Source organism: Nocardioides aquaticus (assembly GCF_018459925.1).
In the GTDB taxonomy this organism is placed as follows: Bacteria; Actinomycetota; Actinomycetes; order Propionibacteriales; family Nocardioidaceae; genus Nocardioides; species Nocardioides aquaticus.
The window spans coordinates 2,075,107-2,091,921 of the sequence record NZ_CP075371.1 but is presented as its reverse complement, the minus strand read 5'-3'; the positions used below and the strand labels follow the sequence as shown (position 1 = coordinate 2,091,921).

General features: G+C 72.5%; 12 protein-coding genes and 1 tRNA gene. 2 read left to right on the top strand and 11 right to left on the bottom strand.

What is annotated here, in order from left to right; translation table 11 throughout:
- Positions 1–118: 118 nt before the first annotated feature.
- A complete protein-coding gene (locus ENKNEFLB_RS10100; RefSeq protein WP_214059063.1) occupies positions 119–5,227 on the top strand; it encodes a peroxidase family protein in 5,109 nt (1,702 codons plus the stop codon).
- A 530-nt stretch (positions 5,228–5,757) separates the two neighbouring features.
- Here the strand turns inward: ENKNEFLB_RS10100 and ENKNEFLB_RS10095 are convergent.
- From ENKNEFLB_RS10095 to ENKNEFLB_RS10075, 5 genes are all read right to left on the bottom strand, one after another.
- Positions 5,758–5,830: transfer RNA gene (locus ENKNEFLB_RS10095), tRNA-Asn, on the bottom strand.
- Positions 5,831–5,915: 85 nt separating this feature from the next.
- Positions 5,916–6,419 (bottom strand): hypothetical protein, encoded by a 504-nt coding sequence (locus tag ENKNEFLB_RS10090; protein WP_214059062.1) that lies wholly within the window; start codon positions 6,417–6,419, stop codon positions 5,916–5,918.
- The gene (gene dnaG, locus ENKNEFLB_RS10085) at positions 6,416–8,314 is read right to left on the bottom strand and encodes a DNA primase (protein WP_214059061.1); all 1,899 of its coding nucleotides are present in this window, start codon (positions 8,312–8,314) and stop codon (positions 6,416–6,418) included. Before dnaG ends, ENKNEFLB_RS10090 begins: the two co-directional genes overlap by 4 nt.
- 153 nt (positions 8,315–8,467) lie before the next feature.
- Positions 8,468–9,382, bottom strand: coding sequence for a 2-hydroxyacid dehydrogenase (locus tag ENKNEFLB_RS10080; RefSeq protein ID WP_214059060.1), 915 nt, complete (start codon positions 9,380–9,382; stop codon positions 8,468–8,470).
- A gap of 10 nt (positions 9,383–9,392) precedes the next feature.
- Positions 9,393–9,851, bottom strand: coding sequence for a hypothetical protein (locus ENKNEFLB_RS10075; protein WP_214059059.1), 459 nt, complete (start codon positions 9,849–9,851; stop codon positions 9,393–9,395).
- Positions 9,852–9,947: 96 nt separating this feature from the next.
- Between ENKNEFLB_RS10075 and ENKNEFLB_RS10070 the strand changes: the two genes are divergently transcribed.
- A complete protein-coding gene (locus ENKNEFLB_RS10070; protein WP_214059058.1) occupies positions 9,948–10,529 on the top strand; it encodes a dienelactone hydrolase family protein in 582 nt (193 codons plus the stop codon).
- Positions 10,530–10,541: 12 nt separating this feature from the next.
- Here ENKNEFLB_RS10070 and ENKNEFLB_RS10065 read toward each other — a convergent pair whose 3' ends face one another.
- The 6 genes from ENKNEFLB_RS10065 to ENKNEFLB_RS10040 form a co-directional block, all read right to left on the bottom strand.
- A complete protein-coding gene (locus ENKNEFLB_RS10065) occupies positions 10,542–11,795 on the bottom strand; it encodes a deoxyguanosinetriphosphate triphosphohydrolase (protein ID WP_214059057.1) in 1,254 nt (417 codons plus the stop codon).
- A gap of 68 nt (positions 11,796–11,863) precedes the next feature.
- Complete coding sequence (locus ENKNEFLB_RS10060; protein WP_214059056.1) at positions 11,864–12,820, bottom strand: VldE C-terminal domain-containing protein; 957 nt, start codon at positions 12,818–12,820, stop codon at positions 11,864–11,866.
- 232 nt (positions 12,821–13,052) lie between these two features.
- Entirely contained in the window at positions 13,053–14,204 is a 1,152-nt protein-coding gene (dusB, locus tag ENKNEFLB_RS10055; RefSeq protein ID WP_214059055.1) for a tRNA dihydrouridine synthase DusB, read from the bottom strand.
- Between the two features lie 2 nt (positions 14,205–14,206).
- Positions 14,207–15,025: a hypothetical protein gene (locus tag ENKNEFLB_RS10050; protein ID WP_214059054.1), complete on the bottom strand. Its 819-nt coding sequence runs from the start codon at positions 15,023–15,025 to the stop codon at positions 14,207–14,209.
- A 17-nt stretch (positions 15,026–15,042) separates the two neighbouring features.
- On the bottom strand, positions 15,043–16,440 hold the full coding sequence (locus tag ENKNEFLB_RS10045) for a glycine--tRNA ligase (RefSeq protein WP_214059053.1): 1,398 nt from the start codon (positions 16,438–16,440) through the stop codon (positions 15,043–15,045).
- 54 nt (positions 16,441–16,494) lie between these two features.
- Positions 16,495–16,815: an antibiotic biosynthesis monooxygenase family protein gene (locus tag ENKNEFLB_RS10040; RefSeq protein WP_214059052.1), complete on the bottom strand. Its 321-nt coding sequence runs from the start codon at positions 16,813–16,815 to the stop codon at positions 16,495–16,497.

Below are 16,815 nucleotides of genomic sequence, written 5' to 3'. Positions count from 1 at the left end.
CAGTCAACGAGGATCGGCGTCCGGAGGAACATCCGCTCGGTCGGCTCCCCCACCAGGTGATCACCGACGGCGGACGGCTCGAAACCGGGGCCGTCGTCTCGTGGCCCTGCTCACCGCCATGACGGTCCCAGCAGTCCTCGTCGTCGAGGCCGCCGGCGTGCCGGCCGCAAGCGCAGCGACCGCCCCGACCGGGGCGGTCGCCGTCGCGGCCGCGGCCCCGGTGGGTCAGGGCTTCACCGTGAGCCCGTCCGACCTGTCCTACATCCTGAAGCAGATCAGGATCGCCGAGGCGCACGTCGCGGGCACGACCCCCGCCACCGGCCCCTGCGGGGCCCTGCTCGGCACCGGACCGAACCAGCTCTCCAGCCCCCTGCTGTCCTTCGGGCTGCGGACGGTCGACGGGTCCTGCAACAACCTCGTGCCGGGGCAGGAGAAGAACGGCGCCGCCGACGAGCTGTTCCCACGTCTCGCCGACTCGCGGTACCTGGCGGCCGAGGACGTCCCCGCCGGGTTCGGGCCGGGAGGGTCGACGAGCTACGCCCAGAAGTCGGGCAACGTCTTCGACACGCGCCCCCGCACCGTCAGCAACCTGATCGTCGACCAGACCTTCAAGAACCCCGCCGCCATCGCGGCGGCCGGCTTCCCCGTCCGGACGCAGGGCAACCCGGGAGTCCAGCCGTGCACGACCGACCCGGACCCGTTGGCCGACCCTCCGGTGGCAGCGGCCCCGGAGAACTGCACCCCGTCGTACGAGACCTTGTTCATCCCCAACGTCACCACCGACGTGGGTCTCTCCCCGCCCTACAACTCGATGTTCACCCTCTTCGGCCAGTTCTTCGACCACGGCGTCGACCAGACGGTCAAGGGCGGCGGCACGGTCTTCGTGCCCCTGAAGGACGACGACCCGCTCGTGGCGGGCAAGGACCACGTCTTCGGCAACGGTGACGACCTCGACCCGAACCTGCGGTTCATGGTGCTGACCCGCGCCGCGAACCAGGCCGGCCCGGACAACGTCATGGGCACCTCGGACGACGTCCAGGAGGCGAAGAACACCGACTCTCCCTGGGTCGACCAGAGCCAGACCTACACCTCGCACGCCTCCCACCAGGCGTTCCTCCGTGAGTACGCGAACGACTCCGCCGGCCGTCCGGTCGCGACCGGACGCCTGCTCGGTGGCGTGGTCGGCGCCCCTGCCAGCCAGGACACCGGCATGGCCACCTGGGCCACGACGAAGGAGCAGGCTGCCGACCTGCTGGGACTCGAGCTCAGCGACGCCGACGTGCTCGACGTCCCGATGCTCGCCGTCGACGCCTACGGGAACTTCCTGCCCGGACCGCTCCGCGGCCTGCCGCAGTACGTGACCGACTCCGGACTCGTCGAGGGCGACACGAGCGCCCCGGTCCCGGTCCCGGCCGACGTCCTGCACTTCGACACCCCCTTCCTGACCGACATCGCCCACAACGCCGAGCCCAAGCCGGGTCTCGAGCCGGACGCCGACACCACGGCGTCCGCCGACTTCGCGACCCAGCCGGCCGGGACCTACGACGACGAGATGCTCGACGCGCACTTCGTCGCCGGTGACGGTCGGGTCAACGAGAACATCGGCCTGACCGCCATCCACCAGGTCTTCCACTCCGAGCACGACCGCCTCGTGGAGGACATCCGGGCCACCTTGGACCTGCCGGCCAACGCGGCGCTCAAGGCACGCTACGAGGCCGTCGGCGCCTCCACCTTCGAGTACGGCGAGCGGCTCTTCCAGGCGGCACGTTTCGTGACGGAGATGGAGTACCAGCACCTGGTGTTCGAGGAGTTCGCCCGCAAGGTCCAGCCCGCGATCAACCCCTTCGAGCCGTTCGCCTTCACCCAGACCGACCTCAACCCGGCGATCAGGGCCGAGTTCGCCCATGCCGTCTACCGGTTCGGCCACTCCATGCTGACCGAGACGATCTCCCGCACCAACATCAACGGGTCGAGCAACGACATCTCGCTCCTCGACGGGTTCCTGAACCCGCCCGCGTACACCGACGGCGGCTCCGCAGGGGACCTGAGCCCGGCACAGGCAGCCGGCAGCATCGTGATGGGCATGTCCGACCAGACCGGGAACGAGCTCGACGAGTTCGTGACGGACACGCTGCGCAACAAGCTGCTGGGGCTCCCCCTCGACCTGGCCACGGTCAACATGGCCCGGGCACGGTCCGAGGGAGTGCCCCCGCTCAACGTCTTCCGTCGCCAGCTGTACAACCGGACGAACGACGGCCAGCTGAAGCCCTACATCAGCTGGGTGGACTTCGGGGAGAACATCAAGCACCCCGAGTCGTTGGTCAACTTCGTCGCGGCCTACGGCCGGCACCCGACCATCCTCCAGGCCCCCGGAGGCGGGCCGGCGACCCTGGCGTCGCGGCGTGACGCCGCGCGGCGGCTCGTCAACCCCGTGCTGGGAGATCCCGACGTCCCTGAGGACGCCGACGACTTCATGAACAGCACCGGCACCTGGGCCGACACCGGCACCACCTCGAGCACCGGGGTGGACGACATCGACCTGTGGGTCGGCGGTCTGGCCGAGAACACCACCCCGTTCGGCGGCCTGCTCGGCACCACCTTCAACTACGTGTTCGAGAACCAGATGACCGACCTCCAAAACGGTGACCGGCTCTACTACCTGGCCCGTACGCCGGGCATGAACCTGCGCGCGCAGCTCGAGGGCAACTCGTTCGCGGAGCTGATCGAGCGCAACACCGAGGGCACCAACACCCTGAAGGCGGACGTGTTCGCGACGGCGGACTGCAAGTTCCAGCTGGGCAACCTCACCTCACCCGCGGCGGCGGGCAGCTTCGCCGTCGGCGCGACGTCCGTCAACGACGACCCGTCGACCGAGTGCGACGAGAACAGGCTCCTGCTGAGGAAGTCTGACGGCACGATCCAGTACCGCCAGTTCAACTCCGTCGACCCGTCCGGCATCAACGGTCAGAGCGTGTACAACGGCACCGCCGGTGTCGACCGTGTCTGGGGCGGCAACGACAACGACACCTTCTGGGGCGGCCTCGGCAACGACGTCGTCCAGGGCGGTGCGGGGGCGGACGTCGCGCTCGGCGGCGACGGTGACGACATCATCACCGACACCGCCGGGGACGACGTTCCCAAGGGTGGCCCCGGCGACGACGCGATCGACGCCGGCATCGGGCTGGACATCCTCATGGGCGGCAACGGCAACGACTTCACCAACGGTGGGGCCAACGCCAACGAGACCTTCGCGGGGGCCGGCGACGACTTCGTCCTCCTCGGCCAGAGCCTCGACGCAGCCTTCGGTGACAGCGGGGACGACTGGGAGGAGGGCGGCGACCAGCCCGACCTCATGCAGGGGGACAGCGGCAACCTGTTCTTCCTCGACGACTCCCAGACGCCGGGTCACGACATCCTCGTCGGCCAGGGCGGCGACGACGACTACGACATGGAGGGCGGCGACGACATCGGTGTCGGCGGAGCGGGCATCGAGAAGGTCGCCGGAGCCTCGGGCTACGACTGGGAGATCGGGCAGGGAGAGCCACAGCGGCAGGACCTGGACCTCGCGCTCCCGATCCCTCCGCTGGGCATCCTCCAGGTGGGCGTGCGCGACAAGTTCAACGAGGCCGAGGCCCTGTCCGGGTGGAAGTTCGACGACGTGCTCCGAGGCGACGACATCGTCCCGGCGCAGGTCGGAGGCGCCGGGTTCATCGGGTGCGACGTCCTCGACCGGGCCGGGGTCGACCGCATCGCCGGTCTCGACTTGCTCGTGCCGACCCTGGACACGCCGCTGGCCGACGTCGTCGCGCAGTCGGCGACCCAGGACTGCCCGATCCTGAGCGGTCCCAACGTGTGGGGCTCCGGCAACATCCTGCTCGGTGGCGCCGGCAGCGACCTCATCGAGGGTCGTGGGGCCGACGACGTCGTGGACGGCGACGCGTACCTCAGCGTCCGCCTGAGCGTGCGGACCGACCCGGCGGACCCGACCACCGAGATCGGCAGCGCGAGCATCGAGGGTCCGGGGCAGAGCGCCATGACCAGCCGGTACCTGCGGGACAGCACCGGAGCCCTGACCGGCTCCACGCTGCAGGAGGCCGTGTTCGCCGGCAGGGTCGACCCGGGCAACATCGTCGCGGTCCGCGAGGTCCTGACCGGTACGGGTGGCACCGACACCGCGTTGTTCACCGGCGCTCGCGCCGACTACACCATCACCAGCGACGCCGGCACCGTCACGGTGGCGCACGACGGCGGCGCGGGTGCCGACGGGACGGACACCCTCCGCAACGTCGAGCAGCTGCGGTTCTCCGACCGGACGATCACGCTCGCCACCCCGGCGGCGCCGACCATCGGCACCGCGACCGCGGGCAACACCTCGGCCACCGTGTCCTGGACCGCCCCGGCGCCCAACGGCTCGTCGGCGGTCACCGGTTACGAGATCGTCGCCACCCCGAGCACCGGCGTCCCCGTGACGGCGACCGGCATCGCGCCGACCGCCACCAGCGGGGTCGTCACCGGACTCGTCAACGGCACGACGTACACCCTCCAGGTGCGCGCCGTGAACGACGCCGGGTCCGGGGAGCCGTCCGCGGCGTCCAACCCGGTCATCCCGGGTCCGGGTGCGACTGTTCCGGCCGCCCCGACGGGCGTCAGCGCCACCGCCGGCAGCGCCTCGGCGACGGTCAGCTGGGGGGCACCGGCCGACGGCGGGTCGGCGATCACCTCGTACCGGATCCAGGTGCTCCGGGGGACGACGATCGTGCGCACGGTCGCCGGCATCCCGCCCACGGCGACCAGCAGCGTCGTCACGGGGCTGACCAACGGCACGGCGTACAACTTCCGTGTCCTCGCGGTCAACGCGGTGGGGGTCGGGCCGCTCTCGGCGGCCTCGAACGTGGTCACCCCCAGGGCCGTGACGGTCCCGGGCAGGCCCGCCATCGGCACCGCGGCACCCGGTGCCGCAGGAGGTCCGATCACGGCCACGGCGACCTGGCCGGAGGCCACCGCCACCGGCGGCTCCCCCATCACGGGCTACCGGGTCCGGGCGCTGCGGATGAGCATCATCGGGACGGTGCTCTCCACGACGACCTCGGCGGTGCAGCCCGCCACGGCGCGGTCGCTGCAGATGACGCTCCCCGTCGTGGGCAACTACCGGTTCACGGTGCAGGCCGTCAACGCGGTCGGGGGCAGCGCGCAGTCGCCGCGGTCCAACCTGGTCGCAGGGAGGTAGGCGCCGCAGCATCCGTCCGGTGACGAAGGAACCCCGTCCGACCCGCTCACGCGGGTCGGGCGGGGTTCCGCTGCTCCCCCGGTAGCGACGTCACGGCCAGGAGCGTTGCTGATCCGGATGGAGTCGACGACGTGTTCCAGGCCGGGACGCGGAGGTCACGTGCTCCGACGAGTCCACCGGCGGCAGCCTCGCCGCCTACCGGACCGTCGTCGACGGTGGCGACGGTGACGGACCGGCCACCATCCTGTTCATCGTCGCTCCGGGCCATCTCGACGAGTTCTTCCGCGCCAAGGACGAGGTCTCCAGCCCAGGCGAGCTCGCCGCGCTGGTGCGGCGCTTCTTCTGACCTCACCTGACGTCGCGGCCTGCGACGCCGACGCTGCACGAGGACCGGGTCCTGCACACGAGAGCCACGCGCCCGGCATGCACGGCACGTCGTGCTGCCCTCCGTCGCCCCGTGCGCCAGCGGGCGACCACGCACAGAGGGCCCGACCGCGCGAGACGAACTCGCAGGTCAGGCCCTCTCTCTGCTCCCCCGGTTGGACTCGAACCAACAACCCTCCGGTTAACAGCCGAATGCTCTGCCAATTGAGCTACAGGGGATCGGGTGCAGCGCGCACACATTAGCAAGCGCCCGGACCGGGGGGAAAATCGGTCCCCGTCGGTCGGGACCGCACCAGTGGACGGTTCAGGGGCCGGTGTCGCCGACCTCGTCCCGAGCGGCGGTGAGCGCGTCCGCGGCGGCGCGCGCGGCGGTCGGGTCCTCGGGCTCGACGCCGGTGTCGTACTCGGTCAGCCACACGATCGGGTGGCGTCCGGAGGGTGCCCGCCGACCGATCACCCGGACGCCGCGCTTGCCGTGCACCGCGACGTGCCGCTGCAGCACGATGCTGGCGGTGACCCGCTCGCGCACCAGCTCCAGCAGGGTGCGCGGGTCCGGGACGGCCATCTCGTGGACGGCCCGCACCTGGCCCCAGGTGCCAACCTCAGCGATGGTGAAGCGCTGCTCGTCGACGTCCCAGTCGGCGCTCTCGACCTGCTCCCACGGCAGGCGCGCACCGCCGGGGAGGTAGGCCGCGTCCCGCGTCCCGGCCAGCACGCCCCCGTCGGAGGTCGTCGTCCAGGCCAGCACCCGCTCCCCCGGCGCGACGTCGACGGGCGGCATCGGGTCGCGCCGGCGCAGGCCCTTCACAGACCGGCCATCCGGTCGCGCAGCTGACGGCGGTGCTGCTCGAGCGCCGCCAGCTCCCCGAACATCCGGTTGTACTCGGCGGGATGCTCCACGGGGTTGGTCCGCTGCAGGCGCGACTTGACCTCGGCGATCCGTCGGGCAGCCGTCAGCTCCATCAGCCGCACCACGTGCAGGAGGACGTACGGGGCGTCCGGCTCCTTGGCCGTCTTCAGCGGCTCGACGCCCAGCGCGCTGATCGCCGACGAGACCGCGGGGTCGGTGGCGGCGTCGCGGACGCGGGTCCCCCACGACGGGTCGCCGGCTGCGGCCGACGGGCCGCCTGCCGCGGCCACCGCCGCCCACACACCACGGTAGGTCGGGTGGGTGAAGTCGTTGTCGCCGATGTCGGCGGTGGTGCGGCCGATGGCCATCGGGTGCTGCACGACCAGCTTCAGGGTCTCCCGCTCGATCGCGAAGCGCGGGTCGCGCAGGTCGGGCACCGCGCTGCGGACGGGGCGCTCGGCGGTGGTGGCCGTGTCGCGCTCCCCCCTCCCGTTCCGCTCGGGGCGTCCGCCCCGCTGGGTGGGCGCCGGCCGACCGGCCGCACGCCGCACCTCGGCGCGGACGTCGTCGGGGTCGGCGCCGACCATGCCGGCCAGCTCGCGGGCGAACGCGTCGACCTTCGACCGGTCCCGGATGCTGGAAACCAGCCGGGCACCCTCGCGCACGGCGTCGACGCGACCGTCGGCGCGGTCCAGGTCGTACTTCCCGACCACGTTGGACAGCACGAAACGGTAGAGCGGGAGCCGCTTGGCCACGAGCTCGCGCACCGCGGCGTCCCCCTGCTGCACCCGCAGGTCGCACGGGTCGAGGCCGGTGGGCTCGACCGCGACGTAGGTCTGCGACACGAAGTTCTGGTCGCCGTCGAAGGTCTTCAGCGCCGCCTTCTGCCCGGCGGCGTCGCCGTCGAAGGTGAAGATGACCTCGCCGCGGAACTCCTCGTGGTCGTGCAGGAACCGGCGCAGGATGCGGGCGTGGTCGTCGCCGAAGGCGGTGCCGCAGGTGGCCACGGCCGTGCCGACCCCGGCGAGGTGGCAGGCCATCACGTCGGTGTACCCCTCCACCACGACGGCCTGGGAGGAACGGGCCATCTCCCGGCGGGCGAGGTCGAGGCCGTAGAGCACGGTGCTCTTCTTGTAGATCTGCGTCTCGGAGGTGTTGAGGTACTTCGCCTCGATCCGGTCGTCGTCGAAGATCCGGCGCGCGCCGAAGCCGATGGTGTCGCCGCCGGGATCACGGATCGGCCACATCAGCCGGCCGCGGAAGCGGTCGTACGCCGAGCGCCCCACACCGACCAGGCCACCGGCCACCAGCTCGTCCTGGCTGAACCCACGGCCCCGCAGGTGCTTCAGCAGCGCGTCCCCGTCGCGCGGGGAGAACCCGACGCCGAACGTCAGGGCGGCCTCCTGGTCGAACCCGCGCCCGATCAGGAAGTCGCGCGCCTGCTGGGCGGCCGGCGTGCCGAGCTGCTCGGCGTAGTACTCCTGGGCGACCTTGTGCGCCTCCACGAGGCGCCCGCGTCCGGGTCCCTTGGGCCGGTCGTCGTCACCGTCCTCACGGCGCAGCGGCACGCCGTACTTCTCGGCCAGCCGCTCGATGGCCTCGACGAAGGACAGCCCGTCGATCTTCATCAGGAACGACAGGACGTCCCCGCCCTCGCCGCAACCGAAGCAGTGCCAGAACTGACGCTGGGGGTTGACGTTGAAGGACGGCGACTTCTCGTCGTGGAAGGGGCAGAGCCCCTTCATCGAGCCGCCGCCGGCGTTGCGCAGGGTGACGTAGGAGGAGACGACGTCGTCGATGCGGGCCTTCTCACGCACCGTCGCTATGTCGTCCTCGCGGATCCGTCCTGCCACGTCCGGAGTCTACGGGCGCACGCCGACGTCCGTCGGCCGGGCGGCGGAGCCTGGGGAGAACGAGCCACCGCCGGCCCCGGACCGTGGTCGTCCTAAGTGGCGGACGCGACGAGGCCCCGGCCGGCTGCGCATCGACCCAGGTCAGCGGGGCGGCTAGTAGTCGCCGTCCATCACGTTCTCGAGCGGCTCCCCCGCGGCGAAGCGCTCGAGCTGCTCGCGCACCAGGCGGTAGGCCCGGGGCCACATCGCGTCGCTGAGACCGCCGACGTGCGGGGTCAGGATCAGACCTCGGGCGTCCCACAGGGGGCTGTCGTCGGGCAGCGGCTCGGTCTCGAAGACGTCGAGGGCCGCGCGCAACCGGCCGGTGCCGAGCTCGGCGAGCAGGGCGTCGGTGTCGACCACGGCGCCGCGGGCGACGTTGACCAGCAGGGCTCCGTCGGGCAGGGCCGCCAGGAAGTCGGCGTCGACCAGGCCGCGGGTGGCGTCGGTGAGCGGGACCAGCAGCACGACGACGTCCTGCTCGGGCAGCAGCGAGGGGAGCTCGTCGGTGGCGTGGACACCGTCGCGGGCGGTGCGACCGACCATGGTGACCTCGGCCTCGAAGGCCTCCAGCCGCCGCTGCAGGGCCGAGGCGATCGACCCGGCGCCGACGACGGAGACCCGCTTGCCGGCCAGGGCCCCGCGCCAGGCCGGGGACCACTCGCGGCGGTCCTGGGCCCGGACGAACCGCGGCAGGTCGCGGAGACCGGCCAGCACCAGCAGGAAGGCCAGCTCGGCGGTCGAGGTGTCGTGGATGCCGCGGCCGTTGCACAGCGTCACGCCGGCCGGCACGCTCGCGCGCACCGCGTCGACGCCGGCGGTCAGGGTCTGCACGACCCGGAGCCGCTCCATGCCCTTGACGGCCTCGCCCAGCTGGTCGCCCAGGTCGTAGGGCGTCACGACGAGCTCGACCTCGCCGACCGAGGCCGGCACCTCGTCGAGGGTCGGCACCACCTCGTAGCGCAGGCCGGCGGGCACCTCGCCGAGCTCGGAGGGGTCGAAGGGCAGCCAGACCAGCGGTTCGCTCACAGGGGCGAGGCTAGCGAGGGACGGCGGCGGGACCGGCGGCGGTCCGCCGGGCGCGCAGCCCGGCGGCGACCGCGCCGGTGACGGTGGTCGCCGCGGTCATCGCCGCCAGGACCAGGACGGCGCCGACGCCGGCCAGACCGGTGTCGTCCTGGGGCAGGGTGGTGAGGCACCACGCGGTGGTGAACCCCACGGTGAGACCGACGCCGACGAGCACCGGGTGCAGCACCCGGTAGGCCGCCACGGCGAGGACCAGCAGGCTCAGCACGCAACCGACCACCTGCCAGGCCTCGTACGGGCCGCTCGCCACTCCCGTCACCGGGTCCACCTGGTACGTGTCGTCCCACGCCAGCCAGGACCACCAGCACCCGGCCGCCAGCACCGTCAGCAGCACCGTCTGCAGCGTGGCCAGGAGGACGGGCCGCAGGGTCGAGGCGGTCCGGGGGCGCGGGGACTGTGGGCCGGTGGTCATGTCTCCATCCTGGTCACCTGGGACCGCCGGCGCGTGAGCACGACTACTCGACCTCGATCCCGTGACGTCGTCGGCGGCGGGGTCCATGCTGTGCCGATGACCGAGATCCTGATGTTCCACCACGCCCAGGGCCTGACCGCCGGCGTGTCCCACCTCGCCGACCGGTTCCGCGCCGCCGGGCACGTCGTGCACACGCCCGACCTCTACACCGGCCACGTCTTCGAGGACCTCGACGAGGGTCTCGACCACGCCCGCTCCGTGGGGTTCGGCGAGGTCGCGGCCCGCGGCCTGCGCGCCGCGGCCGACCTCGGCACGCGCGACCTGGTCGTCGCCGGGCTCTCGCTCGGCGCCATGCCCGCGCAGGAGCTCGCCCAGACCAGCGCGTCGGTCCGGGGCGCGGTCCTGCTGCACGCCTGCGTCCCGCGCCAGGAGTTCGGCGACGGCACGTGGCCGGCCGCGGTGCCGGTGCAGGTGCACGGGATGGACGCCGACCCGTTCTTCGCCGGGGAGGACCTGGACGCCGCCCGCGACCTGGTGGCCGCGGCCGCGGATGGCGAGCTCTTCGTCTACCCCGGCGAGCAGCACCTCTTCTCCGACGACAGCCTGCCGTCCTACGACGACGCGGCGACCGCCCTGCTCACCCAGCGGGTCCTGACGCTGCTGGGCCGCGTGCGCTGAACCGCCTCCGCCTCAGGCGGTGAGCGACCGGTGCCGGTCGACGGCGCCCGCGTCGGTGAACGAGGCGACCTGGTCCATCACGACCCGCAGTCGCGCGGCGTCGTCGTCCGCCGCGCGCCAGTCCGCGGCGTACGCGGGGTCGAGCCCGGCCGGGGCGTGCGCCAGCAGCACCTCGACCAGCTCGTGCACGAGCTCGCGCTGGCGCTCCATGTCGCGCACCCGGTCCTCGGCCTGCATGACGTAGTGCGCCGCGACGCCCTTGAGCAGCCCGATCTCCAGGCGGGTGCGCTCGGGCACGACCAGGTCGGCGCGGTAGCGCACGAACGGGCCCTCCTGGGCGGCGCGGGTCGCGTGCTGGACGGCCCCGCAGAAGCGGCCGATCAGGTCGCTGGTCAGGTTCTTCAGCGCCGCCTGGCTGCCTCGCGTGCCGTCGTAGGCCCGGGTCGGCCAGCTCCCCACGGACCGCAGCCCGGCGAGGACGTCGTCGAGCAGGTCGTCGCCGGCCTCGGGCAGGTACCACGCGCGCACCGTCGACCAGACCTCCCCGCGGTCCTCGCCGTGCCCCAGACCGGCGAGCTCCACCCGCCCGACGACGGTGCCGTCCTCGACGTCGTGCACGGAGTAGGCGACGTCGTCGGCGAGGTCCATCACCTGCGCCTCGAGGCACCGGCGGTGCCCGCGACCGGGCCCGCGCAGCCACGTGAAGACCGGCTCGTCGTCGGCGTAGACCCCGAACTTGCCCGCCGGCGTGCCCGCCGGTCCGGCGTCGCGCCGCCAGGGGTACTTGGTGCAGGCGTCGAGCGTCGCCCGGGTCAGGTTCAGTCCCACGGACCGCCCCTCCGGGTCGGCCGTCTTGGACTCGAGCCGGGTCAGCAGCCGCAACGTCTGGGCGTTGCCCTCGAACCCGCCGCAGGCCTCGGCGGCCTCGGCGAGGACCCGCTCGCCGTTGTGCCCGAACGGCGGGTGCCCGAGGTCGTGCGCCAGGGCCGCGGTCTCGGCGATGTCCGGGAGGCTGCCGAGCGCCCGGGACAGGTCGCGGGCGACCTGGGCCACCTCGAGGCTGTGCGTCAACCGGTTGCGCACGAAGTCGTGGCTGTGCGGCCCGACGACCTGCGTCTTGGCCGCCAGCCGCCGGAAGGAGGCGGCGTGCACGAGGCGGGCACGGTCGCGCTCGAAGGCGGTGCGCACCGGGGCGTCGACCCGTTTGGGCGGTTCGTCGACCAGGCGCTCGCGGTCGCCCGCGTCGTAGAGCAGGTCGGCGTCCATCGGCGCGAGACTAGCCGCGCCGACGGACGCCGGTGCCCTCCGGTCCCGTGAACGGGCCCTGGTGGTGCTCAGTACGTCGTGACGTGGACGTGGTCGTAGTGGTTGGCGGTGGTGGACCCGCGGTCCTCCATGCCCCGCCAGCCCTCGCCCGCACGGTCGACCGACCAGATCTGCTGGGAGTAGATGATGTAGTTGATGCCCAGCGATCCGGCGTTGGCGCGGAGGTAGTCGGCGATGTCGTACCCCGTCTGACCGGACGTCATGATGTCGACCGCGATCCCCTGGGCGTGCTCCCCGTCGCTGCGGAACGTGCCGTAGGTGCTGATCTCCGGCCAGGCCGCGCAGACCGCCGCGTGCACCGAGACGATGTTGGGGCTGACGCCGGAGGGCACCGACGTGCCGTTGGTGCAGCCGCCACCCGCGTCCACCGTGCGGCCGGACGTCGTGGTGGCCTCCTCCGCCTCCGGTGCCGTCTCCGGTGCCGGCTCGGGCTCCGGCTCCGGCTTCTCGTCGTCGAGGTAGCCCGCGGTCACCCAGCGGGACTCGCCGCCGACGACGATCTCGTCGCGACCCATGAAGGTGCGGCCGGTGGCCAGCACCTTCTCGGCGGTCTCGATGAGGCCGACGTTGGCCGCCGCGTCGGAGGGCCCGGACCACAGGTTGAGGTCGTCGGTCGACCAGCGCCGGTCGTCGGCGGCGGCCACGGCGCGGGCGACGGCCTTGGGAGCGGTGATGCGCTCCAGGGCGGTCGGCACCTCCTCGAGCGTGGTCCCGCGGACCGCCGAGCGCGAGAGCGGCGCGAGGCCACGGTCGGCCGCCAGCTCCACCTCGGGGACGGTGGCCACCTGGCCGGAACCGGTGTCGGCGGGGTCGTCGGCCATCAGGACGGAGGCGGCCGGGGAGGAGCTGAGCACTCCCACGGACACGACGGAGAGGGTCGCCAGTGCGGCGATGGAGCCTGCCAGGACGCTGGGTCGGGGCAGGCGGCGGGCATTGGTGTCCCGCTTGTGGCTGGATTCGGCCACAGCGCAGATCCTTTGCTGATCGAGGTCAGGTCACGTGCTGGTCCGGGCCACAGATGGCGGCCCCGTCACGGCACAGTTGAGGAGTCAAGCACACGGTCTGGGCTACGGGACAATCGCCGCCGCGACCCGGGACGTGGGTCCCGTCACCCTTCCGACACCGCTTCGTGACCATTTCGTGACCTTGGTCCCGGGTCCTGCGGACGTACGGCCGGCCGTGCGCGCGGCGCGACGGTCAGCCGCCGGTCGCCTCGTCCGCGGTCTCGACCAGCACCGTCGAGCGGCCGTCGGTGTCGTCGAGCCAGCCCTCGGGCAGCACCACCCGCCCTCGCGGGGAGCCCTGCCTCCCGCGGGGGGCGCCCAGCTCGGAGACGGGGTACGGCTCGTCGGCGTCGAGGTCGGCCAGCAGCGCGTCCAGCTCCGCCAGGGTGTCGATGAGACCCAGCGCACGGCGCCGGTCGCCACCGACGGCGAAGCCCTTGAGGTACCACGACACGTGCTTGCGGAACTCGCGGCAGCCCCGCTCCTCCCCCATGTGGCGCGACAGCAGCTCGGCGTGGCGACGCATCATCGCCGAGACCTCACCCAGGCGCGGGAGGGTGGCGCCCTCCTGGCCGGCGAAGACGGCGGCGAGGTCGCGGAACAGCCAGGGCCGACCGAGGCAGCCGCGGCCCACGACGACACCGGCAGCACCGGTCTGCTCGACCATCCGGACCGCGTCCGCCGCCTCCCAGATGTCGCCGTTGCCCAGGACCGGGATGTCGACGCTGGCGACCAGCTCGCCGATCGCGTCCCAGTCGGCCTGGCCGGAGTAGGCCTGCGCCACCGTGCGCCCGTGCAGCGCGATCGCCGCGACCCCGGTCTCCTGCGCGATCCGACCGGCGTCGAGGTAGGTCAGGTGGTCGCGGTCGAGCCCGAGCCGCGTCTTCATCGTCACCGGGACCCCGTACCGCGCCGCGGCCGTCACCGCGCCCTCGAGGATGTCGGCGAGCAGGCCGCGCTTCCAGGGCAGCGCCCCGCCGCCGCCCTTGCGGGTCACCTTGGGCACCGGACAGCCGAAGTTGAGGTCGACGTGCGCCACGCCGTGGTCGGCGCAGAGGATCTCGGTGGCCCGGGCCACGTAGGTCGGGTCGGTGCCGTAGAGCTGCACCGAGCGGACCTGCTCGGCGTCGTCGAAGACGAGCATGTCCAGGGTGTGCCGGTCACCCTCGACGAGGCCACGGCTGGTGATCATCTCGCAGACGTAGAGACCGGCGCCGTGCTCGGCGCAGAGCCGGCGGTAGGCCGCGTTGGTGATGCCGGCCATCGGGGCCAGCACCACCGGCGTCTCGACGGTGAGGCCACCGAGCCGCAGCGGACCGGGGAGCGTGGTGGTGGGGGTCGGCATGCTCAGCCGTTGCCCCCGCCGCCGTTGCCCCGGCCGCCACCGTTGCCGCCACCGTTGCCGCCACCGTTGCCGCCACCGTTGCCGCCGCCGTTGCCACCGCCGTCGCCACCGCCGTCCTGGTTCCGGCCGCCGCGCGCGGCAGGCTGCTGCACGTCGCCGGCCCAGGTGATCGCCTCGAAGTCCTGGTCGGGCCGGAAGCTGACGCCGGCCAGCTCCTGGCCCTCCGGGGCCAGGAAGACCAGGCAGCCCCGGGTGGTGTCGCCCCTGCCGAACTTCTTCGGCAGCGGCGCGCTCGGGCACGGCTCGAACTCACCGGCGAAGGTGGACGCCTCGATCAGCGTGTTCGCGTCGTCGAGCAGGTACAGCGGGACCGGGCGACCACCGAGGTCGGTGCGCCCCTCGTTGGTGACGGTGACGTCGACGAAGTACGGCGTGGAGGCGCGGGTCCGGTCGTCGAGCTGCCACCCCTCGAAGAATTCCTCGAAGGTCGTCTCGCGCAGCTCGCGGACGGTGATGCCGAGCACGCCGACCTGGTCCTGGCGCGGCTCGTAGGCCACCACGGCCTCGTCACCGACGCCGAGCAGGCTGCCCTGGGGCGTCAGCTCGACACCGGCGGGCACCGGGAGGTACGGCTCCGCGCTGGGGACGTCGGTGGGCTCGGCGGACTCCTCGGTGCTCGCCGAGGCGTCGCCGGAGGGCGCGGCGTCGGCCGCCTCCTCGGAGCCGCCCGAGCAGGCGGAGAGCGCGGAGACCCCGAGGACGACCACGGCGAGGCCGGAGCCGAACCGGGTCCGACGCGTGCGTGTGCTGAGCCCGTTCACCCGTCCATTGTGCACGGTCAGCACCCGACGAGGCGCTCGGCGAACCAGCCGGTGAGCCGGTCCAGCCCGATCCGCTCCTGGCTCATCGTGTCGCGCTCGCGCACGGTGACGGCCTGGTCCTCGAGGGTGTCGAAGTCGACCGTGACGCAGTAGGGCGTCCCGATCTCGTCCTGGCGGCGGTAGCGGCGGCCGATCGCGCCGGAGTCGTCGAAGTCGACGTTCCAGCTCCGGCGCAGCTCGGCGGCCAGGTCCTTGGCCTTCGGCGTCAGGTCGGCGTTGCGCGACAGCGGCAGCACCGCGACCTTGACCGGTGACAGGCGCGGGTCGAGGCCGAGGACGGTGCGCTTGTCGACGCCGCCCTTGGTGTTGGGCGCCTCGTCCTCACGGAAGGCGTCGACCAGGAAGGTCATCAGGCTGCGCGAGAGGCCGGCGGCCGGCTCGATGACGTACGGCGTGTAGCGCTCCCCGGCGGCCTGGTCGAAGAACGACAGGTCCTGCCCCGAGGCCTCGGCGTGGGTGGAGAGGTCGAAGTCGGTGCGGTTGGCGACGCCCTCGAGCTCGCCCCACTCGGAGCCGGCGAAGCGGAAGCGGTACTCGATGTCGACGGTCCGCTTCGAGTAGTGGCTGAGCTTCTCCTGCGCGTGCTCGTAGTGGCGCAGGTTGGCGGGATCGATGCCCAGGTCGACGTACCACTGGGTGCGCTGGTCGATCCAGTACTGGTGCCACTCCTCGTCCTCGCCGGGCTTGACGAAGAACTCCATCTCCATCTGCTCGAACTCGCGGGTGCGGAAGATGAAGTTGCCCGGCGTGATCTCGTTGCGGAAGCTCTTGCCGATCTGCGCGATCCCGAACGGCGGCTTCATCCGGCTGCTGGTCACCACGTTGGCGAAGTTGAGGAAGATGCCCTGCGCGGTCTCGGGGCGCAGGTAGTGCAGGCCGGACTCGTCCTCGACCACACCGAGGTAGGTCTTGAGCAGCCCGGAGAACTGGCGCGGCTCGGTCCAGGCGCCGCGGGTGCCGCAGTTGGGGCAGGCGAGCTTGGTGAGGTCGACCTCGTCGGGGTCCTCTACGCCCTTGCGCTCGGCGTACTCCTCCTGGAGGTGGTCGGCGCGGAACCGCTTGTGGCAGGACTGGCACTCGGTCAGCGGGTCGGAGAACGTCGCGACGTGGCCGCTGGCCTCCCAGGTGCGCCGGGGCAGGATGATCGCGGAGTCGAGGCCGACCATGTCGTCGCGCATCTGGACCATCGAGCGCCACCACTGGCGCTTGATGTTCTCCTTCAGCTCGACGCCGAGCGGGCCGTAGTCCCACGCGGAGCGGGTGCCGCCGTAGATCTCGCCACTGGGGAAGACGAAGCCGCGGCGCTTGGCCAGCGAGACGACGAGATCGACGGTGGACGGCGGTGGCTTGGCCACGGGCAACAGCTCCTCGGCAGGGTCACGGCCGGCCGGCTGCCGGTCGCGAAGCGCTCAGCCTAACGACCGCGCGGACCCCTCGTTGAGCACGGTGCCGGGCTCCACGACCTCGTAGGCGCTCGGCTCGTCCAGCGCCCGACCGAGCACCGGGACGGCGTGCAGCTTCACGTCGTAGGAGGACAACGCACGGCGGTAGGCGCCGACGTGCTCCCACCGCGTGGTCAGCACCCACAGGTCGGGGTCGTCGACGTTGCGGCCCACGGTGCCGTCGAGGTAGCCGGGCCGCTCGGAGAGCGCCTGACGGGCCCGGTCGAGGTCGAGCCGGAACCCCGGGGCGCCCTCGGCGGGGACGCGGAAGCGGGTGACGACGAGCAC